General features: G+C 72.0%; 16 protein-coding genes and 1 pseudogene. 10 read left to right on the top strand and 7 right to left on the bottom strand.

Features of this window, described 5'->3' with window-relative positions; translation table 11 throughout:
• Nucleotides 1-85: 85 nt before the first annotated feature.
• The gene (locus ACFWJX_RS00985) at nt 86-937 is read left to right on the top strand and encodes a hypothetical protein (protein ID WP_383234862.1); all 852 of its coding nucleotides are present in this window, start codon (nt 86-88) and stop codon (nt 935-937) included.
• A gap of 30 nt (nt 938-967) precedes the next feature.
• On the opposite strand, the gene ACFWJX_RS00980 is transcribed toward ACFWJX_RS00985, so the two are convergent.
• Both ACFWJX_RS00980 and ACFWJX_RS00975 read right to left on the bottom strand, forming a co-directional pair.
• Complete coding sequence (locus ACFWJX_RS00980) at nt 968-2575, bottom strand: AMP-binding protein (RefSeq protein WP_383234859.1); 1608 nt, start codon at nt 2573-2575, stop codon at nt 968-970.
• A complete protein-coding gene (locus ACFWJX_RS00975) occupies nt 2572-4242 on the bottom strand; it encodes an AMP-binding protein (protein WP_383234856.1) in 1671 nt (556 codons plus the stop codon). Before ACFWJX_RS00975 ends, ACFWJX_RS00980 begins: the two co-directional genes overlap by 4 nt.
• Before the next feature lie 150 nt (nt 4243-4392).
• Between ACFWJX_RS00975 and ACFWJX_RS00970 the strand changes: the two genes are divergently transcribed.
• The 3 genes from ACFWJX_RS00970 to ACFWJX_RS00960 all read left to right on the top strand — a co-directional run bounded on the left by ACFWJX_RS00970 (nt 4393) and on the right by ACFWJX_RS00960 (nt 9835).
• On the top strand, nt 4393-5196 hold the full coding sequence (locus tag ACFWJX_RS00970) for a response regulator transcription factor (protein WP_383235893.1): 804 nt from the start codon (nt 4393-4395) through the stop codon (nt 5194-5196).
• A gap of 684 nt (nt 5197-5880) precedes the next feature.
• Nucleotides 5881-8700, top strand: a complete 2820-nt coding sequence (locus ACFWJX_RS00965; protein ID WP_383234853.1) for an AAA family ATPase — start codon at nt 5881-5883, stop codon at nt 8698-8700.
• A 343-nt stretch (nt 8701-9043) separates the two neighbouring features.
• Nucleotides 9044-9835 (top strand): S1 family peptidase, encoded by a 792-nt coding sequence (locus ACFWJX_RS00960; RefSeq protein ID WP_383234851.1) that lies wholly within the window; start codon nt 9044-9046, stop codon nt 9833-9835.
• 137 nt (nt 9836-9972) lie between these two features.
• Here the strand turns inward: ACFWJX_RS00960 and ACFWJX_RS00955 are convergent, their stop codons facing one another.
• Entirely contained in the window at nt 9973-11091 is a 1119-nt protein-coding gene (locus ACFWJX_RS00955; protein ID WP_383234848.1) for a winged helix DNA-binding domain-containing protein, read from the bottom strand.
• A gap of 73 nt (nt 11092-11164) precedes the next feature.
• On the opposite strand from ACFWJX_RS00955, the pseudogene ACFWJX_RS00950 reads away from it, so the two are divergent.
• A pseudogene (locus tag ACFWJX_RS00950) lies at nt 11165-11386 on the top strand (transporter); the annotation flags it as partial.
• A gap of 311 nt (nt 11387-11697) precedes the next feature.
• Here ACFWJX_RS00950 and ACFWJX_RS00945 read toward each other — a convergent pair.
• Both ACFWJX_RS00945 and ACFWJX_RS00940 read right to left on the bottom strand, forming a co-directional pair.
• Complete coding sequence (locus tag ACFWJX_RS00945; RefSeq protein ID WP_383234845.1) at nt 11698-12756, bottom strand: NAD(+)/NADH kinase; 1059 nt, start codon at nt 12754-12756, stop codon at nt 11698-11700.
• Between the two features lie 130 nt (nt 12757-12886).
• On the bottom strand, nt 12887-13972 hold the full coding sequence (locus ACFWJX_RS00940; protein ID WP_383234842.1) for a GNAT family N-acetyltransferase: 1086 nt from the start codon (nt 13970-13972) through the stop codon (nt 12887-12889).
• A gap of 216 nt (nt 13973-14188) precedes the next feature.
• On the opposite strand from ACFWJX_RS00940, the gene ACFWJX_RS00935 reads away from it, so the two are divergent.
• Nucleotides 14189-14755: a CGNR zinc finger domain-containing protein gene (locus tag ACFWJX_RS00935; RefSeq protein ID WP_383234839.1), complete on the top strand. Its 567-nt coding sequence runs from the start codon at nt 14189-14191 to the stop codon at nt 14753-14755.
• A 12-nt stretch (nt 14756-14767) separates the two neighbouring features.
• On the opposite strand, the gene ACFWJX_RS00930 is transcribed toward ACFWJX_RS00935, so the two are convergent.
• Together ACFWJX_RS00930 and ACFWJX_RS00925 are read right to left on the bottom strand one after the other, a co-directional pair.
• Nucleotides 14768-14947, bottom strand: a complete 180-nt coding sequence (locus ACFWJX_RS00930; protein ID WP_383234836.1) for a hypothetical protein — start codon at nt 14945-14947, stop codon at nt 14768-14770.
• A 164-nt stretch (nt 14948-15111) separates the two neighbouring features.
• A complete protein-coding gene (locus ACFWJX_RS00925; protein WP_383234834.1) occupies nt 15112-15681 on the bottom strand; it encodes a TetR/AcrR family transcriptional regulator in 570 nt (189 codons plus the stop codon).
• 262 nt (nt 15682-15943) lie between these two features.
• Here ACFWJX_RS00925 and ACFWJX_RS00920 point away from each other — a divergent pair, with 262 nt between their 5' ends.
• The 4 genes from ACFWJX_RS00920 to ACFWJX_RS00905 all read left to right on the top strand — a co-directional run bounded on the left by ACFWJX_RS00920 (nt 15944) and on the right by ACFWJX_RS00905 (nt 19132).
• Nucleotides 15944-16138 (top strand): hypothetical protein, encoded by a 195-nt coding sequence (locus ACFWJX_RS00920; RefSeq protein ID WP_383234831.1) that lies wholly within the window; start codon nt 15944-15946, stop codon nt 16136-16138.
• A 56-nt stretch (nt 16139-16194) separates the two neighbouring features.
• Entirely contained in the window at nt 16195-17646 is a 1452-nt protein-coding gene (locus tag ACFWJX_RS00915; protein ID WP_383234828.1) for a family 43 glycosylhydrolase, read from the top strand.
• Nucleotides 17647-17799: 153 nt separating this feature from the next.
• Nucleotides 17800-18567 (top strand): polysaccharide deacetylase family protein, encoded by a 768-nt coding sequence (locus ACFWJX_RS00910; protein ID WP_383235890.1) that lies wholly within the window; start codon nt 17800-17802, stop codon nt 18565-18567.
• Between the two features lie 124 nt (nt 18568-18691).
• Nucleotides 18692-19132: an SRPBCC family protein gene (locus tag ACFWJX_RS00905; protein ID WP_383234825.1), complete on the top strand. Its 441-nt coding sequence runs from the start codon at nt 18692-18694 to the stop codon at nt 19130-19132.
• The last annotated feature ends 106 nt before the right edge of the window (nt 19133-19238 follow it).

Genomic DNA, 19238 nt, shown 5'->3' with positions numbered 1-19238 from the left:
CTACTATCTGGAAGCAATCTAAGGGGGTGGGAGAACACCGTCAAGAGACGGACAAGCGGGGGTCCTCTGGAGGACGATGGACGCCATGCCCGAGAGCGTGCCGGTGCGCTGCCCGGCCTGCCGGCGCGAGCGCCTCTACACCGCCCCCTGCTACCCCTGCGCGTGCGGCACCCCGGTCGTGCCCCGCCTCGACCCCCACGCGGCCCCGACGGCCGTCGCCCACCGGACGTGGGAGGAGGAGTGGATCATCCTCCGCTGCCCGTCCTGCGGCCGCCGCGACCAATGGCCCCGCCCGGAACTGGGCTGCGCCTGCGGAACGGTACTGCGTATCCCGGTGACCGACCCGGCGGAAGAGGCGGCCACCGGGGAAACAGGGGCTGAGGCCGGGGAAGCGGGACCGACGCCAGAAGCGGCGGAAACGGAAGCCGTGGACGCAGGAACCGGGACCGGGGAAACAAAAGAAACGGGGGCAACGGGGGCAGCCGGGCCTCCGGCCGAGGACGCGGAAGCGGCACCGGCGGACCCCGGGCCTCCCCCGGACCCGCCCCCGCCCTCCCGGGTCCCCTTCCGCCCGATCGCCATCCGCACCGCCCGTGACGCCGTCACGGCTACCGCGCTGTATCTGAGGTGGCTCGGTCATCAGGACATCCGGCGGGCGGACCAGCGGCCCACCTCCGGTGTCGGACTGGCCGCCCGGGGGCTGCTGGCCCACGTCGATCCGAGCGTGCACCCGGCCTCGCTGCGGGACGTGGAGTGCCTCTGGCTGACCGCGATGACGGACTCGGCGGACTGCGTGTACTTCTCCCTCGCCGGCTACACCGCCGACGCCCGCGCCCGCGCCGACTCCCTGGCGGTCCCCCTGTTCGTCCTGGACCTCACGGGCACACCCCAGCCCGTGAACGCGGCGGCCGAGCGGCTCGACGCCCCGGGCGCCTGAGCCGACCGCCGCGCTGCCGGAACGCCGGGCCTACCTGCCGTACTTCTGCCGCAGTTCCACCTTGCGCACCTTGCCCGACACCGTCATCGGGAAGGCGTCCAGCACCTGGAGCCGGCTCGGGATCTTGTAGTGCGCCAGCCTGCCCTCGCAGTAGGCACGCACCTCCTCCAGGGTCGGCGGCGCGGCGACGTCGTGCGGGATCACGCAGGCCAGGACCTCCTCGCCGTACTTCTCGTGCGGTACGCCGACGACCTGGACGTCCCTGATCTTCGGGTGGCCGTAGAGGAACTCCTCGATCTCGCGCGGGTAGACGTTCTCGCCGCCACGGATGATCATGTCCTTGATGCGGCCGACGATCTCGACGTAACCGTCTTCCCGCATGATTGCCAGGTCGCCGGTGTGCATCCAGCGGCCGGGGTCGACGGCCTCGGCGGTCTTCTCGGCCTCGTTCCAGTAACCGAGCATCACGCTGTAGCCGCGGGTGCACAGCTCACCGGCCGTGCCGCGCGGCTGGGTCACGCCGGTGACCGGGTCGACGACCTTGACCTCGATGTGCGGCAGCACGCGGCCGACCGTGCCGGTGCGGTGCTCCAGGTCGTCGTCGCGGCGGGTCTGGAGCGAGACCGGGGACGTCTCGGTCATGCCGTAACAGATGGAGACCTCCGCCATGTGCATCTCGGCGACCACCCGTTTCATCACCTCGACCGGGCAGGGCGAGCCCGCCATGATGCCGGTGCGCAGCGACGAGAGGTCGTAGGTCCCGAAGTCCGGCAGGTTCAGCTCGGCGATGAACATGGTCGGGACGCCGTACAGGGAGGTGCACCGCTCCCGCTGGACGGCGTCCAGGGTCGCCTTCGGGTCGAAGGACGGCGCCGGGATCACCATGCAGGCGCCGTGCGACGTTGCCGCGAGGTTTCCCATCACCATGCCGAAGCAGTGGTAGAAGGGCACCGGGATGCAGACCCGGTCCTGCTCGCTGTAGGCGATCAGCTCCCCGACGAAGTAACCGTTGTTGAGAATGTTGTGGTGGGAGAGGGTGGCCCCCTTGGGGAAGCCCGTAGTACCCGAGGTGTACTGGATGTTGACGGGGTCGTCGCAGGACAGCTCGGCCGCCCTGGCGAGCAGTTCCTCGGCACCGACCCCGGACGCGCGGCCCAACAGCGCCTCCCAGCCCTGATCGCCGAAGAACACCGTCTCCCTCAACTGCGGGCACCTGCCCCGCACCTGCTCGATCATCGCCCGGTAGTCGCTGGTCCTGTGGCTGACGGAGGCGAACAGCAGGGAGACGCCGGCCTGGTTCAGGACGTACTCGACCTCGTGCGTGCGGTACGCCGGGTTGATGTTCACCATGATCGCGCCGATGCGGGCGGTGGCGTACTGGACGAGCACCCACTCGGGGCAGTTGACCGCCCAGATGCCCACCCGGTCGCCCTTGCCGACCCCGCTCGCCAGCAGCGCGCACGCCAGCCGGTCGACGTCCGCCGCGAACTCCGCGTAGGTCCAGCGCCGGCCGGAAGGCACGTCGACCAGCGCCTCGCGCTCCGGCCAGGCGGTGACGGCCCGGTCCAGGTTGCCGCCGATCGTGTCACCGAGCAGCGCCGTGGTGCTCGTGCCATGGCTGTACGACGTTCCGGTCACCGGAAGTCCTCCTCGCGGTACTCGTCCGCCGACCCCGCCGCCGTGGCCTCGCGCAGCTCGATGCGGCGGATCTTGCCGGAGACGGTCTTGGGCAGCGGCGCGAACTCCAGGCGCCGGATGCGTTTGTAGGGCGCCAGCAGCTCCCGGGAGTGCTCGAACAGCGTCTTCGCGGTGCCGGGACCGGGCTCCCAGCCCTCGGCCAGGACGACATACGCCTTGGGCACGGCCAGCCGCAGCTCGTCCGGCGCGGGGACGACGGCCGCCTCGGCGACCGCCTCGTGCTCCAGCAGCGCGCTCTCCAGCTCGAAAGGACTGATCTTGTAGTCGGAGGCCTTGAAGACGTCGTCGCTGCGCCCGACGTAGGTGATGTAACCGTTCTCGTCGCGTTCCCCGATGTCGCCGGTGCGGTAGTAGCCGCCCGCCATCGACTCCGCCGTCCGGTCCGGGTCGCCGTGGTAACCGGTCATCAGGCCGACCGGCCGGGCCGACAGGTCGAGCGCGATCTCGCCCTCCGTGACACCGGGCGCGCCGGACACCGGATCGAGCAGTTCGACGCGGTAGCCGGGGCTCGGGCGGCCCATCGAGCCGGTCTTCAGCGGCTGGCCGGGGCTGTTGGCGATCTGCACGGCCGTCTCGGTCTGGCCGAAGCCGTCCCGGACGGTCACGCCCCAGGCGCGCCGGACCTGCTCGATGACCTCGGGGTTGAGCGGCTCCCCCGCGGCCACCGCCTCGCGCGGCGGGGTGCGCAGCTGGGTGAGGTCGGCCTGGATGAGCATGCGCCACACGGTCGGCGGGGCGCAGAAGGTCGTCACACTCGCGCGGTCCATCTCCGCCATCAGCCGCGCCGGGTCGAAGCGCGTGTAGTTGTGGATGAAAACGGTTGCCTCGGCGTTCCACGGGGCGAAGAGGTTCGACCAGGCGTGCTTGGCCCATCCGGGTGAGGAGATGTTCAGATGCACATCACCGGGCTCGAGGCCGATCCAGTACATGGTCGACAGGTGCCCGATCGGATACGACACGTGCGTGTGCTCGACGAGCTTGGGGCGGGCCGTCGTGCCGGAGGTGAAGTACAGCATCAGCGGGTCGTCGGCGAGGGTCGGCCCGTCGGGCAGGAACTCGGCGGAGGCGGTGTGCGCGTCCTCGTAGCGCTGCCAGCCCTCGGTCACGCCGCCGACGGCGATGCGGGAGTAGCCGCCGGGCACGTCGTCGAACTTGCCGGTGTCCTCAGCTCGTACCACGACATGGCGGACCCGGCCCCGCTCGACGCGGTCGCGCAGGTCGGCGGCGCCGAGCAGCGGTGTCGCCGGGATGACGACCGCGCGCAGCTTGATCGCGGCGAGGGCCGTCTCCCACAGTTCGACCTGGTTGCCGAGCATGACGAGGATCCGGTCCTCGGCACCGACCCCGCGCTCGTGCAGCAGGTTGGCGACCCGGTCGGACCGCTCGGACAGCTCGGCGAAGCTGAGGCGGACCTCGGAGCCGTCCTCCTCGACGATGTGCAGCGCGATGCGGTCGTTGCCGTCCGCGATGACGTCGAACCAGTCGAGGGCCCAGTTGAAGTGCGTGGGCCTCGGCCAGTCGAACCCTTCGTAAGCGGTCTTGTAGTCCTCTCGGTGTGCCAGCAGGAAGTCCCGTGCCCTGCGGAACTGCTCCGTCGCCGTCGTCATCTGTCCTCCTGGTTGCCGGACCATTGCCGGGCGGCTCTCTGCCATCGTGTAATCCGTGATGCAGGTCTCACCACCCCCGAACGGGGGTCACCGCGGCGAACCGCCGCGAAGAAGGGCGGGCAGGTGACAGCAGCGGACACGGCCGGGGCGATGGAGATGCGCGGTGCGCTGGCGCGGCTGCGGCGGGCGACGGGGTTGCCGGTCGCCTTCGGCGGGCTGGTCGAACCGGGGCGCCGGCGGATGCGCATCAGCGAACTGAACGGCGCGGCCACACCGGCGCTGCGCGGGCTCGCGGTGACCTCGGGCAACGGCCTCGGCGGGAAAGCGGTTGCGCTGGCCCGACCGTGCGCCGTGACCGACTACTCCCTCTCCCGGCAGATCAGCCACGAGTACGACACGGCGGTCGCCGCGGAGGGCCTGCGCTCGGTCCTCGCCATCCCGGTGGTCGTACGCCGCCGGGTGCGCGGGGTCCTGTACGGCGCCCTGCGGACGGCCCAGCCGCTGGGCGACCGCACGCTGACCGCGGCCGTCGACGTGGCACGGGACGTCGAGCAGACGCTGGCGGTCGGGGACGAGGCCCGGGACCTGCTGGCGGCGGCCCGCCCGGAGCCGCGGACCGGGTCGGCGGCCGGCTGGGAGCAGGTGCGGGAGGCCCACGCGGCCCTGCGCGCCCTCGCCCCGCGCATCGCCGACCCGCTGCTGCGCGCGGAACTCCTCCAGGCCTGCGGGCTGCTCACCCGGGGCACGCCGCTGCCGGCGGTCGCCCTGGCGCCCCGTGAGCTGGACGTGCTGGCGTGCGTGGCGGCGGGCGCGACCAACGCGACGGCCGCCGAGCGGCTGGGACTGCGCCCCGAGACGGTCAAGGGCTACCTCAGATCGGCGATGCGGAAACTGGGCGCCCACACGCGCGGGGAGGCGGTGGTCGCGGCACGGAGGACCGGGTTGCTGCCGTAGGCGGCGGTGCGGCCCGAGCGTGGCGGCGCTGCGGTAGGAATGGGTTGCCGCAGGCAGGGCAGGGCTGCTGGCGTAGGAGCGGGAACGGGTTGCCGCGCGCGCAAGAAGAGCAGCTGCCGCCGTAGGAACGGGTTGCTGCCGTGCGGCGGGGCGGCTGCCGAAGGAACCGGTCGCTGCCGTAGCGCGGGGCCGACGCCGTAGGAAAAGTTGCTGCCGTAGGGCAGGCTGCTCGCTTGGGGCCCGGCGCTGGTGCCGGACGACTAGGGGCCCGGCGCTGGTGCCGGACGACTAGGTTGCTCCCGTAGGAGAGGGTTGCAGCGGTAGGAAACGGTTGCCGCCACAGGAAACGATTGCTGCCGTCGGAAGCGGTTGCGTCACAGAAAACGGTTACTGCCGTGGCAAGCGGTAACCGGCGCAGGAAACGGTTGCTGCCGTCGGAAGCGGTTACCGGCCCGGTGGCGTGCCGAGGGCGTGTGGCAGGGGCAGAACACGAGCTGCGGCGGAGGCCGTGAGGGAGCGTACGGATCAAGCCAGGGAGGGCCCGGAACGATGAGTGTCCATTCAAACGTCACCTCGACGAATTTCCGTATGCCCCAGTTGTTATCTCCCTCACGACGCCGTCCTTCCGGATTTCAAAGAGACGTTGCCTAGAATTTGGTCCGGACACGACACTCGGAGGGAGCGGTGACCGTGCGACGGGACTTCAAGGAGCCTGCCAGATGCCGCCCCGACCTGGTCATCGGCAGGGACGAGCTGTTCACGTCCGCCCATGAGCAGCTCACGCGGGGCGGCAGTGTGCTGCTGCACGGCCCGGCCGGAATAGGAAAATCGACCGTGCTGCGGGCATTGGCCGCGGATTACGGCGACGCGGCCCGCACCGTCCTGCGGTGCTCGGCCACCGAGTCCGAAAGCCACCTGCCCTTCCTGGCCCTGGCCGATCTGTTCGGCCTGGTCCTCGACGAGGTGGCCGACAAGCTGCCCTCCGCCCAGCGCACCGCCCTGGAGTCGGCGCTGACCGGCCGTGGCGAATCGACTCTGCAACGCGACGGCCTCGCCCTGCGCCTGGCCGTGCTCTCGGCGCTGCGCGCCCTCGCCGCCACCAGACCCGTACTGCTGGTCGCCGACGACATGCAGTGGCTCGACTCCGCCAGCGCCGAACTCCTCGGCTTCGCGGCCCGCCGCCTGGGTGACACCCCCGTGCAGCTGCTGTGCGCGGTCCGGACCGAGGGACAGGAGTACGACCGTCATCTACGCGCGTCCCCGCCCGACACCCTCGCCGTCCGTCTGAACCCGCTCTCGCCCGCCCAGGTGTCCACGCTGCTCGACCACCGGGGCTACACCGACCTGCCCCGTTCGACGGTCCGCGAGATCCACCGCACCAGCGGCGGCAACCCCCTGTTCGCCCTGGAGCTGGGCAGGGCCCTGGGCGAGAACCCGACCCCGCCGCGCCCCGGCGAGCCGCTGCCGGTGCCGACCTCTCTGCGCGCCCTGGTGCTCAGCCGCCTCGACATGCTGTCCGACGAGGCCCGCCGCACCCTGCTCGTGGCCAGCGCGGGCGCCCGTCCCACGCTGGCGCTGCTGCACGCGGCCGGCCGGGAGAACGCCGAGGCCGAGACCGCCCAGGCCGCCGCGCTCGGGCTGCTGGCGACGGAGCCGGAGGGGCCGGCCGTACGGTTCGCGCATCCGTTGATCTCTGCCGCGCTGTACGCGGAGGCGCCGGCGCAGGAGCGGCGGGCCGCGCACACCGCGCTGTCCACGGCCGCCTCCGATCCGATCGAGCGGGCCCGGCATCTCGCGCTGTCGACCACCGGGACCGATCCGGAGGTGGCCGCCCGACTCGCCGAGGCCGCCGCGCTGGCCCGGGACCGGGGCGCGCCGTCGGTGGCCGCCTCGCTCGGGCTGCTCGCGGCCCGGCACACCCCCGCGGACGGCGGGCCGGCCCCGGACGAGCGGCGGCTGGAGGCCGCCGAGGACGCGATCATCGCCGGCGAGGTGGACCTCGCCCGGGACATCGCCCACGAGGTGCTGACCCGGGCGACGGCGCCCGCCGAGCGGGTGCGGGCCTGGATGGTGGTGATCGAGGCGGCCGGGCAGGCGCTCGGTGACGTCGACGCCGTCTATCCGCAGGTGCTCGCCGACGCGGGCGACGACCCCGTGCTGCTCGCGCAGGTCCACTACCAGCTGGCCTGGCGCGGACTGGTCGTACAGGGCGACTTCGCGGAGGCCCGCGAGCAGGCCGCGCACGCCGCGGAACTGGCCGCGCGCGGCGGGGACCGGCGCAACGAGCTGATGGCGCTGGCCCTCCAGGCCTCGACGGAGACGCTCATGGGCCACCCCGACGCGCCCGCGACGATCAAACGGGCGCTGAAGGAGCCCCAGGACCCGTATGTGGCGTGCCATCACAACGGGGCGGGCATGGCCAGGTTCCGCTGGCTGCTGATGAGCGATCAGCTGCCGGAGGCCCGTTCGACGATCACGGCGTTGCTGCGCGAGGCGCGCCGCCGCGGCATGGTCGAGAGCGAGGTGCACTTCCAGCGCTTCCTCGCCGAGACCGAACTGCGCTCCGGGCACTGCGGGCGCGCCCTGGACCTGGCCCGCGAGAGCCTGCGGCTGGCCCGCGACTCGGGTATCGGCCTGGGCGCCTCCGCGATGCTCGCCTCCCTCGCCGAGGCGTCCGGCGGTGAGGTGGGCCGGGCGCTGGAGCTGGCCCGGGAGGCCACCGGGCGCGCCGAGGAGGACGGCGACCAGATGTACCTGTCGCGGGCCCTGGCCGCGCTGGGCCACGCCCAGTCGGTCGCCGGGGACGCGTCGGGCGCGGTGGCCTCGCTGCGCCGGGTGCGGGAGCTGGAGGTGGGCCTCGGCATCAACGACCCGGCCCGCGGCCGCTGGCAGGGCGACCTCGCCGAGGCGCTGGTCCGGGTGGGCGAGCCGGGTGAGGCGCAGGAACTCATCGACGTCACGCGCGCGCACGCGCTCCGGCTGGGCCGGGAGAGCATCCTGGCGGTGCTGGACCGGGCGGAGGCGCTGGTGCGGGCCGCGCAGGGCGACCAGGAGGGCGCGCTGGTCCGTCTGACGTCCGTTCAGGACCGGTTCGCCAAGCTGGGGTACGGACTGGAGGAGGCGCGGGCGGCGTTCGCCATGGCCCGGCTGCGTACCCGGCGGCCGGGTCCGACGTCGTACGACGAGGCGGCGCGGTTGTTCCGGCGGTGCCGGGCGCTGCCGTGGCTGCGGCAGGTCGAGGCGGCCGCCGCGGAGGAGCCGGCCGCCGTCTCGGCCGCCGTGCCCGCGCCGGTTCCCGCGTTCGACGCGCTGGAGGGGCTGGCGTCGATGGAGCGTCAGGTGGCCGCGCTGGTGATGGAGGGCGCCACCAACCGGGAGATAGCCGCGCGGTTGTTCATCAGCGTCAAGACGGTGGAGGCGACCCTGACCCGGGTCTACCGCAAGCTGGGGATCCGCTCGCGGGTGGACATCGTCCGGCTGGCGGCGGGGCGCCACGCGCAGTGAGGGCCGCGCGGGTTCACTGACTGCGCGGGTTCACCGACCGCGTGGGTTCACCGACCGCGTGGGCATTGTGCGGGTTCACCGACCGCGCGGGCCCGGTTGTGCGGGTTCACCGACCGCGCGGGCCCGGTGGACGGGGTTCCGGGAGCGCCGGTTCCCGGAACGACCGAGGGTTTTCCCTCCCCAACTCCCTTAGGGGAGTCCCTCATTGGGGCCGAGGTGCACCCGGTCCTAGCGTAAGGGACGTGCCGCTCGCCGGGCACACGGGGGTCGGTCCCGCGACTCCCGTGCACTCCCCCCACACCCGCGCGACCCCCCACCGGCAACTCCCTCAGCAAGGAGATCGATGTTCGGGATCACCCGTGCCAAGAAGGCCGCGGCCCTCGTCGCGGCCTCGGCCGCAGCGGTCGCGACCGCCCTGCTCAGCGCCCCCACCGCTGTGGCAGCCCCCCAGCCGATCGTCGGCGGCACCACGACCACGACGACCGCGTACCCGTTCATGATGCAGATCACGGACGCCTCGCAGAACCAGTTCTGCGGCGGCACGCTCGTCTCGGCGACCAAGGTGGTCACCGCGGCCCACTGCATGGTCGGTGAGACGACCAGCAGCGTGCGGGTCGTCGGCGGCCGCACCTACCTCAACGGCACGAACGGCACGGTCAGCCGGGTCAGCAAGATCTGGATCAACCCGGACTACACCGACGCCACCAACGGCGACGACGTGGCCGTCCTGACCCTGTCGACGTCGATGCCCTACACCAAGGCGTCGTACGTCACCTCCTCCCAGACCAGCCTGTACGCGGCCGGCACCACCGCCCGGGTGCTCGGCTGGGGCACGACCTCCGCGAGCGGCAGCTCCTCCAACCAGCTGCGCACCGCGACCGTGCCGATCGTGTCCAACTCCAGCTGCGCGAGCAGCTACGGCTCCGACTTCGTCGCGAGCGACATGGTCTGCGCCGGATACACATCCGGCGGCGTAGACACCTGCCAGGGCGACAGCGGCGGTCCCCTGCTCATCGGGGGCGTCCTGGCAGGCATCACTTCATGGGGCGAGGGCTGCGCGGAAGCCGGTTACCCGGGTGTCTACACCCGGCTGACCACCTTCTCCAGCCTCGTGACCGCACAGGTGAACTCGTAGTCAGTAGTCAGTAGTCACCGCGTGACCCCGAAGAACCCCTGAGCACCCCTCAGGTGAAAGACCGGGGGGCGCTGCGAGCCTCCACGAGCGGCCCGCAGCGCCCCCTCTCCATGTCCCGGACCCCGCAGGGGGGACCCCTACCGGACCACCGCGCCGAAACGGATGTCGTACGACGACGACTCCCCGTACATCGCCTTCAGCAGCCGTTCCCCTTCGTCCGTCACCTCCCGCTTCCGCTCCCTGCCGAGCGGGCCGAACGGTTCGACGACGAGGGCGTCCGCCTCCAGCTTCCACACCCCGGCGAGGAAACCGTCGACGAGGAGCGTGCAGTAGGCCTGGTTGCCCTGCCAGGAACGGCCCCGATGCTCGGGCGGGACGACCCGGGCGCGGTCGGCGTGGGAGAGCAGCAGGTTGTCGAACTCGGGCAGGAAACGCGGCGGGGCCGGGGTGTCCGGGTCCGGGCGCGGGGCGTCGGGCAGGTCGAAGAGTTCGACGCCGTTGTCGTCGCGGAAGGTGACGAGCTGCGGGCGGAGCCGTTCGAAGGCCTCGCGCAGCCGGGTCAGTCCGGACCAGGTCTGCATGTCCTTGACGGACGCCGGCCCGAAGGCGGCGAGGTAGCGCGGGACGATGGCGTCGGGTGCCGGGGCCGGCTCCGCGGGGCGGCCCAGCCAGTGCTCCGCGGTGGTGAGCACGACCTGCCCGCTCCTTCCCCACAGCCCGCGCGGGGTGACCTGGACCAGCGGGAGCTTGCAGCGGGCGGCGATCGCGAGGGCCTGCGGATCGGCGTCCGGCCACTCCGCGGAAAGCGCCTCCCGCAACTGTTTCATGGTGCGCGGCTCGTCCTCGACGAGGTCACGGGCGAGGGCGGCCAGCCGGTCGAGGTCGACTTCCGGTAGCCCCTTGCGGAAAATCGTCAGCTCCCGGTCGCGGGCGGGCTGCACCAGCGGCCGCAGGGTGAGGCAGTCGTCCGCGGTGTGCGTGTGGATGGTGGAGCGCATGGTCACGATGCGGACGACCTCGCGGTCGGCCATGAGCGCGGACAGCTGCTCCGGTGCGAATCCGTCGAGACGTGCGGCAAGGGCGAGGTACGGCGGTTTCACGTTCTGGGCCTGAAGACCGACGAGGTGCTCCACGGCGGCCTTCGCCGACAGCGTCGACCGGCGCAGGAGGAGCTGGCGGTCGAGGGTGGCCCGGTTGAGGGCGCGAGGTCCGAGCAGAGGGGCGGGTGCGGTGGACGTCGTCTTCGTCTTCCTCATGCGAGGACGGTAGCGGGGATCGAGGTCGGATTCTGGCCTATAGGGATCCCCGCGATCCGTGATCGAGATCCACAAGTACGGCACCGACCGGGAACTCCAGCGCCATCTGCTGGACGTCGCCGACCACGTCACCCACACCAGCGAACGCGTCGACGGCTTCCGCCAGGACCTCACCGAGATCCTCACGGTCGACGCCACCCTCGTGTTACAGCAACAGGACGCGGAGATACGGGCGTTGGCGGAGGCGGGGTTCGAGCAGAACGAGGAGCTCAAGACGATCTCGTCATGGGCGGCGGGACTGGCTCTGGTGGCCGGCCCCTGCTTGAGCCGGGCGAACAGCCAGTGGAGATCGCTGCGGAGCAGGCTGTCCGACGCCGGGGCGTCGACGGGAGTGGTGAGGGACATGCCGGCACCGTGCCGAGCGGACGCCCAGCCGCACCTGCGAGTGATCTTCTTCCTGACCGTCGAGGAAGAGGCACAGCCGCTTCCTCGACGCGTACGACCGCGGCGCGGCGCGCCAGAGCCGGCACCTCCCGGTCCCGCACGGACAGCGCGGTACGCGGACCCACGCACCCGACCCCGACCCCGGCCGGCGCGAACGTTCCCCTACGGCTCGGGGGCCGTCAGGAGGGTGAGGTGGGCCATGTCGCCCGGTGGGGGCGTCCTCACCGACCACAGCGGGGCGGCGGTTCCGTCGGCGACCGCGGCCGGGGCGTCCGTGAGGTTCATCCGCTCGCGCAGCCGGCCGTAGAAATCCATCGGCCCGAGCCGGACCGCCCGCAGCCGGCGCGGCGCCGCGTAGACGCCGATCCAGTCGCCCGGGTCGAGGACGCCGCGCAGCTGGCCGTCGATGCTGACGGCGGCCCGGCCCGACCGTTCGAGGACGCGCAGGCCGACGGGCTCGTCCGGGGCCGTCACCACCGAGCGGTCGAACGCCATGTGCGGGGCGACCGGGGTGAAGACCAGGGCCTCGGCGCGCGGTGAGACGACGGGGCCGCCGGCGGCGAAGCTGTAGGCGGTCGAGCCCGTCGGTGTCGCCACCAGCAGGGCGTCGGCGGAGTAGGAAGCCAGCAGCCGTCCGGCGACGTAGACGCCGACCGACACCTGGCGGTCCCGCGACAGCTTCTCCAGCACGATGTCGTTCAGTGCGAAGACATGCAGGGGGATGCCCCAGTCGTCGTCGACCTCGCAGTCCTCGCGCACCCGGGGCGGCGGCAGCAGCGGCCCGCGCCCGTACTTCAGCAGCGCCTCCATCTCCTCGGGCACCTCCAGCCGGCGCGAGGCGCGCAGCGTCAGCAGCAACCGGCTCTCCACGGTGAGCCGTTCCTCCCGTACGGCGTCCAGAGCGGTGCGCACCGCGGCGACGGGCACCTCCGTCAGGAAGCCCACGCGGCCCAGGTCGACGCCGAGGACCAGAGCGTCGTTCTCGGCGGCCAGCCGGGCGCCGCGCAGGAAGGTGCCGTCGCCGCCCAGGGTGACGACGAGGTCGGGATTCCCGGCGGCCTCGACCTCCTCCCGCGCGCTGTGCCGCCCGCCGTCCCGCCATACGTCGATGTCCGTGCACGACACGGCGTGCTCCGCACACCACGCGCGTACGACGCGGGCGGCCTCTCCGGCTTCCGGGCGCCCTCCGTGCACGACGAGCCCCAGCCGACCCACCGTCATGTCCGCCTCCGCATCACGTCGTGGACAGCCAGCAAAACACCCTCGGCGCCGCCCCGCCACGCATGCCCGCCCCAGGAGGACCAGGGAGCAGGACCGGCAGGAGGACCGGCAGGAGGACCAGGGCCCGAGGTCAGCGTCCGCGTGCCGTGCCCACCGCGTGCAGGGTGCGCAGTGCCGCCTGTTTCAGGGCCGGGTGGTCGCGGACCAGACGGTGTGCGGCGCGTACGGGTTCGCGGCGCAGCCAGTGCAGGGCGGCTCCCGGGCCGGACGTCCGCAGCGCCCCTTCGTGGACCAGGAGGTCGCCGGTCTTGAAGGAGTTCTTGTACGCCGCCTCGCCCCGGCCGAAGTCGAAGAGGTGGACGCCGGACGCGGCGGCGGCCTCGATCATGCGCAGGTAGAGGACGCGGCCGGGCGAGTAGGTGGCGAGGGTGCGGTCGTAGGAGGGGAACCAGCAGGAGAAGACGGTGCGCGAGCGCAGGCCGAAGTGGGCGGCGACGGGACGATCGGCGGCGTAGAGCACCGAGAGGACGCCGGAGCAGTGCGGTGCGGCGGTGCCGGCGAGGAGGTCGACGAGCCGGGTGATCCACGGCTGGGCGAAGGGGTCGCGGCGGCCGGTGCGCCGGTAGTGGGCGGACTTCCAGGCGATGAGGGTGCGCAGGGCGGCGGGGTCGCGTTCGTCGTGGACGAAGCGCAGCGGGCCGAGGTGCCGGACCATCCGGCGTTCCTGCGCCCTGGCCGTCTTGAGGAAGCCGCGCGCGTGCTCGCGCAGATGCCGCTCGTACCCCTCGAAGCCGTGGGTGAGGTCGACGACGGGCGAGGCGAACTGCCCCGTGGCGTACGGCAGAAACAGTTCCTGACCGCTTTCGAGATGATTGAACTCCCAGGCGTTGAGGGAACAGGCCCGCATCAGGTACTGCGCCTCCAGGTGGACGTCCGGCTGGAGCACGGCGCCCTGGCAGTCGGAGACGCCGAGCCCGACCGCCCGGCCGTAGCCCCAGCGTCCGCGCTGGTGGGGGAAGTAGCCGACGGGGCGGCTCCCCCGGCGCACGACGGCCACCCGCGTGTCGGGCCGGACCCGGCCGACGGCCTGGGTGAACTCGGCGCTCATGAAGGGGTTCGCGACGGTCGCGGTCGTGGTGCGCAGGTCGTTCCACAACGCGAGGTCCGCGGGAGTCAGGTCTCCGGGGTGGACGAGGTCGATGCGCGGTGTGGTCATGCGGACTCCTGGTGTCGCGGGGAGCGGGCGGCACGGCCACAGAAACCCTTGCCGACCCGTCCCTTTCGGCCCGTCCATGATCCGCGAGAAGCGTGAGCACCGTTTCCGGAACGGGAAAATTGCCGCATATGAACGTTCAGCCGAAGACTCGCGAGTTCGGGTGAACGGTTGCACAACGCGTTGCGACCCTCTGCGTCACCCGTCAGAATGGTGACGATGAATCCGGACCATGTCTTCCTGTGCGGAAACCCCGCGCTCGACCTCGCCGCCACCCTCCGCGCCCGCCGGAGCCTGCGGTGGGAGTTGCTGACGTCGCCGGAGCGGCTGGACGCCTGGTACCTCGGGGCGGGGATCGTGGACGGCCTGTCGCCGGGCTGCCGCGAGACCGACGTCGAGCAGGCGGTCCGGGTCCGGGAGGCGGTGTACACGCTGGTCACGGCCCGGCTGCGCGGCGAGCCGTACGACGACGAGGCGCTGGCCGTCGTGAACGGTGCGGCCGGCCGGCCCTCCGCGGCCCCGCAGCTCACCGCGTCGGGGCGGTGGATGGAGGCGACGCCCGCCGAGGCGCTGGCCACGGTGGCACGCCATGCCGTGGAGCTGCTCGGCGGGGCGGACGCTGCCCTGCTGAAGGAGTGCGGCAATCCCGAGTGCACCCGCGTCCACCTCGACAGGTCCCGCGGGGCTCGCCGTCAGTGGTGCGGCATGGAGTCGTGCGGAAACCGGGTGAAAGCGGCTGCCTACCGCGCCCGCAAGAAGGGGGCGCGGCAGATCACCGCCGGGTGAGGGCCCGTGGACTCAGAAGGCGCCCATGCGGACGAGCCACTCGTCTTCGTTGAAGTTGTTCCGTGCCGGGTCGACGGTGCTCGCCGGCTTCTCCTCGACCATGTCGGCCGGGGTGATCCGCTCCGGCAGCGCGCCGAACCGGGCGTGACGGGCCGCCTCGGCGGCGTCCTGGGCGTTCTCTTCGTGCGCCATCTCATCCTCCGGGGTTCGGACGTGCACTGCGGATCGGGCACCCACCAGGGCCTCTGGACCACCGAGGATACCCGGCGCGGGCCGACCCGTCACCGGTCAGAACGGTGACGGACGTCGGGAACCGGACGCCACCGAGGCGGCCCCGCCCTGCAACACCTCCGGGATCACCCCACACCCCCGGCGTCGAGCAGCGTGGTCACCGTCGGCAGGATCAGCCCCGCGAGGTCGTCCGCCCGGATGCCGGCGCGGGCGCTCGCCCCGTCGAAGAGAAGGGTCAACTGGCGGGCCAGCAGGGCGGGATCGGCCGCGCCGCCCCGTTCCGCCTCGGCCCGGAAGAACTCCGCCAGCCCGCCCTTGATCCGCCGGGCGACCCTGCCGGCGGGGTGCTCGGCGTCCTTCAGCTCGACCTGGACGGCGAGGTAGGGACACCCGTAGTACCCCGGCAGGCCCGCCTGCTCCTCCACCCGCTCGAAGACGTGGAGGATGCGATCGCGCGCCGTCCGCCCGTCCCCGGCGGCGGGAATCAGCAGGTCGGTGTAGGCCGCGGCACGCCGGTCCAGGCTCGCGGCCAGCAGCTCGTCCTTGCTCTCGAAGAGCTGGTACATCGAACGCTTGGACACCCCGGCCGCCTTGCAGAGGGCCTCGACGCCGATCCCGACGCCTTCGGTGTAGGCGAGGGCGGCGGCGGCCTCCAGCAGCCGGTCTCGGGAGGTGGGCTTCGCGTCGGCGCTCATGGGGAGAGGCTAACCCGGTGGTCGCCACCGCAGACTCCGACCGGTCCACCCGGGGTGCGGGTCATCGACGCGCCACGGTGCGCCCCACCGCGCCGCCCGCTCGCGCACCCCGCACGTCCCCGGCGAACCGCACCCTGACGCGACGGTGACGGCGCCCGTGGGCAACCACTTGCCGAAACCATTGACGACGCCAGGCCCGAGCCCTATGTTCTGGCCGAAGTTACGAACTGTGTTCGAAATTACGGACAAGGGACGGTCCTGTATGCCTCGGATGTTCCGTCGGCGTGCCCGCGCGCTGACCGCGCGCCGCAGTTCCGCACCCGCCTGCCCGCTCACGCTCCTCGCCGAGAACAGCGGCGAGGCAGCGGACCGCGGGACCGTGAACGGCGCCGACGTTCGGCAGTGGACCCGGCTCACCAGCACGTGCCGGCAGCGGCGGTTCGTGCCCACGACCTGATCCGCCTCCTCCGCACCTCCCCCTCCCCCGCCCCCCTGCGATCCGGAGAACACCCCTTGAGACGCAATGCCCTACGTCTGATCACGGCCGTGCTGGTGGCCCTGGCGGCCACCTGCTTCGCCGGTCCCGCCGGCACCGCACAGGCCGCCGTCCCCGCCTCCCCCGGCGTGACCTACACCAACCCGATCGCGGAGAAGCGCGCCGACCCGCACATCTTCAAGCACACAGACGGTTACTACTACTTCACCGCCACGGTCCCCGAGTACGACCGCATCGTGCTGCGCCGGGCGACGACCATCCAGGGCCTGTCGACGGCCCCGGAGACCACGATCTGGACCAAGCACACCAGCGGGGTCATGGGCGCCCACATCTGGGCACCGGAGATCCACTTCGTCGACGGCAAGTGGTACGTCTACTTCGCGGCCGGCGCCACCAATGACGTGTGGGCGATCCGGATGTACGTCCTGGAGGGCACCGGCAGCAACCCGCTCACCGCGACCTGGGCCGAGAAGGGGCAGATCAAGACCACCTGGGAGAGCTTCTCCCTGGACGCCACCACGTTCGTGGTGAACGGTGTGCGCTACCTCTCCTGGGCGCAGCGCAACCCGGCCGAGGAGAACAACACCAGCCTGTTCATCGCGAGGATGGCCAACCCCTGGACGATCACCGGCACTCCGGCGGAGATCTCGCAGCCCACCCTGTCCTGGGAGACCATCGGCTTCAAGGTCAACGAGGGGCCCGCCGTCATCCAGCGCGGCGGCAAGGTCTTCATGAGCTACTCGGCGAGCGCGACCGACGCCAACTACTGCCTCGGCCTGCTGACCGCCTCCGCGACCGCCGACCTCACCAATCCGGCGTCCTGGTCGAAGAGTCCGCAGCCGGTGTTCAAGTCCAGCGCCGCGACCTCGCAGTACGGGCCCGGCCACAACTCGTTCACCGTCTCCGAGGACGGCAAGTCCGATGTCCTCGTCTACCACGACCGCAGCTACAAGGACATCACCGGCGACCCGCTGAACGATCCCAACCGCCGCACCCGCGTGCAGAAGCTGTACTGGAAGGCCGACGGCACCCCCGACTTCGGCATCCCGGTCGCCGACGGGGTCACCCCGCAGCGCTTCTCCTCGTACAACCTCCCGGACCGCTTCATCCGGCACTGGGAGTACCGCGCCCGCGTCGAGGCGAACGTGAGCCCGCTCGCGGACTCGCAGTTCCGGGTCGTGCCCGGCCTCGCCGGCAGCGGCACGGTGTCGCTGGAGTCGGCCAACTTCCCCGGCTACTACCTGCGGCACAAGAACTTCGAGGCGTGGGTGGAGAAGAACGACGGCACCGCGCAGTTCGCGGCCGACGCCACCTTCAGCCGGCGCGCCGGCCTGTCCGACGCGGCGGGAGTGTCGTACGAGTCGTACAACTACGCGGGCCGCTACCTCCGGCACTACGAGAACCTGCTGTACGTGCAGGTGCCGAGCACGGCGACGGACCGCGCGGACGCGACGTTCTACGCCCAGTGAGGCACTCTCTCTGACCCCACGGGATCCACCGCGTGCGCCCGGACGGCACCTCCGTCCGGGCGCACTCCTTTTGGCGCGTGAACCAGGAATAACCCCAGGTCACCCGCTATACGTCATGTGTATAGTCCCGGCATGCCTTCTCCGACAAAGAAGATGAAGAAAACGGGGATCCCGTTCCGTACGGCCGGCACCGGTGTCGCCGCCGCCTGCCTGGGCCTGGCTCTGACGGGCTGCGCCGGGGTCGACGCCACCGCGCCGAGCGCCGTCCGCGCCGAACCCGCGTCCACCGCCCAGGCGGCCCGCTTCGGCACCGTCGACTGCCGTGAGGCGAAGTGCGTCGCGCTCACCTTCGACGCGGGCCCGAGCGAGAACTCGCCCCGCCTGCTGGACATCCTGAAGGAGAAACAGGTCCCGGCGACCTTCTTCCTCCTCGGCAAGGGACACATCGAGAAGTACCCGCAGCTCGTCGCACGCATGGCCGACGAGGGCCACGAGGTCGCCAGCCACACCTGGGACCACAGGATCCTCACGAAGCTGGAACCGGGGGAGATACGCGAGGAACTGGAGCGCCCCAACCGGGAGATAGAGCGCCTCACCGGCCGCCGGCCCACCCTGATGCGCCCGCCCCAGGGCCGTACGGACGACACCGTCCACGAGGTCTGCCGGGAGCTGGGCCTCGCGGAGGTGCTGTGGACCGTGACCGCCAAGGACTACACGACGGAGGACTCCGCGCTGATCCAGCGCCGCGTCCTCGCCCAGACCGAGCGGGACGGCATCATCCTGCTGCACGACATCTACGCGGGGACCGTGCCCGCGGTGCCCGGGATCATCGACGCGCTCAAGGAACGCGGTTACGTCTTCGTGACCGTGCCTCAACTCCTCGCGCCGGGACAGGCGCAGCCCGGGAAGGTCTACCGCTGACCGGACCGGGGAGACGTTGCGGAAACCCTTTCCGTACGCTTGCGCCCCCATCCCGGACTGAGCCAACGGTGTGAGCCGCCGGGGAACGTGCCGCCCGGCCGACGGGACTCCCTACGATCAGTACGTGGTCACCTTCCAGTTCGAACGCACGGCACCGCTCCCCCTCGACGAGGCCTGGCGCCGGCTCACCGAGTGGACCCGGCACGGTGACGTGGTCCCGCTGACCCGCGTCACCGTGGTCACTCCCGGGCCGACCCGGGAGGGCACCGTGTTCGTGGCCCGGTCCGGGATCGGGCCGTTCGCCTTCGACGACCGCATGGAGGTCACCGTCTGGTGCCCGCCGGACGACGGCGAACCTGGCCTGTGCCGGCTGGAGAAGCGCGGCCGCATGGTCAGGGGCTGGGCGGAGATCGAGGTCCGGCCCGGCCCCGGCGGCCGGACCCGGGTCATCTGGCGCGAGGAACTCCGCCCGCGCCTCGTACCGTCCCTCGTCGATCCGCTCGTACGCCCCGTCGCCCGCACGGTGTTCGGCCGGGCGGCGAACCGCCTGCTGCGCCGCCCCTGACGCGGGTCTGTCTGCCCCCGCGCACCCCCGACCGGTACGACCCGCTGGGGAGCGCGCGGGGGCGCGAACGCCCGTTCCGTGCCGCCGCCCGCGCCGCTGGGGCCCC

Origin of the sequence: Streptomyces sp. NPDC058335 (genome assembly GCF_042723915.1) — a bacterium.
Classification (GTDB): Bacteria; Actinomycetota; Actinomycetes; order Streptomycetales; family Streptomycetaceae; genus Streptomyces.
The sequence above is the reverse complement of the archived record's forward strand: the minus strand, read 5'-3'. Positions and strand labels throughout refer to the sequence as shown.

Excerpts from the sequence above, each read along its gene's own strand:
- ACFWJX_RS00960 (WP_383234851.1), top strand. The coding sequence starts at position 9,044 with ATGTTCGGGATCACCCGTGCCAAGAAGGCCGCGGCCCTCGTCGCGGCC.
- ACFWJX_RS00975 (WP_383234856.1), bottom strand. The coding sequence starts at position 4,242 with ATGACGACGGCGACGGAGCAGTTCCGCAGGGCACGGGACTTCCTGCTG.
- ACFWJX_RS00925 (WP_383234834.1), bottom strand. The coding sequence starts at position 15,681 with ATGAGCGCCGACGCGAAGCCCACCTCCCGAGACCGGCTGCTGGAGGCC.
- ACFWJX_RS00920 (WP_383234831.1), top strand. The coding sequence starts at position 15,944 with ATGCCTCGGATGTTCCGTCGGCGTGCCCGCGCGCTGACCGCGCGCCGC.
- ACFWJX_RS00910 (WP_383235890.1), top strand. The coding sequence starts at position 17,800 with ATGAAGAAAACGGGGATCCCGTTCCGTACGGCCGGCACCGGTGTCGCC.
- ACFWJX_RS00945 (WP_383234845.1), bottom strand. The coding sequence starts at position 12,756 with ATGACGGTGGGTCGGCTGGGGCTCGTCGTGCACGGAGGGCGCCCGGAA.
- ACFWJX_RS00940 (WP_383234842.1), bottom strand. The coding sequence starts at position 13,972 with ATGACCACACCGCGCATCGACCTCGTCCACCCCGGAGACCTGACTCCC.
- ACFWJX_RS00985 (WP_383234862.1), top strand. The coding sequence starts at position 86 with ATGCCCGAGAGCGTGCCGGTGCGCTGCCCGGCCTGCCGGCGCGAGCGC.
- ACFWJX_RS00930 (WP_383234836.1), bottom strand. The coding sequence starts at position 14,947 with ATGGCGCACGAAGAGAACGCCCAGGACGCCGCCGAGGCGGCCCGTCAC.
- ACFWJX_RS00955 (WP_383234848.1), bottom strand. The coding sequence starts at position 11,091 with ATGAGGAAGACGAAGACGACGTCCACCGCACCCGCCCCTCTGCTCGGA.
- ACFWJX_RS00935 (WP_383234839.1), top strand. The coding sequence starts at position 14,189 with ATGAATCCGGACCATGTCTTCCTGTGCGGAAACCCCGCGCTCGACCTC.
- ACFWJX_RS00970 (WP_383235893.1), top strand. The coding sequence starts at position 4,393 with ATGGAGATGCGCGGTGCGCTGGCGCGGCTGCGGCGGGCGACGGGGTTG.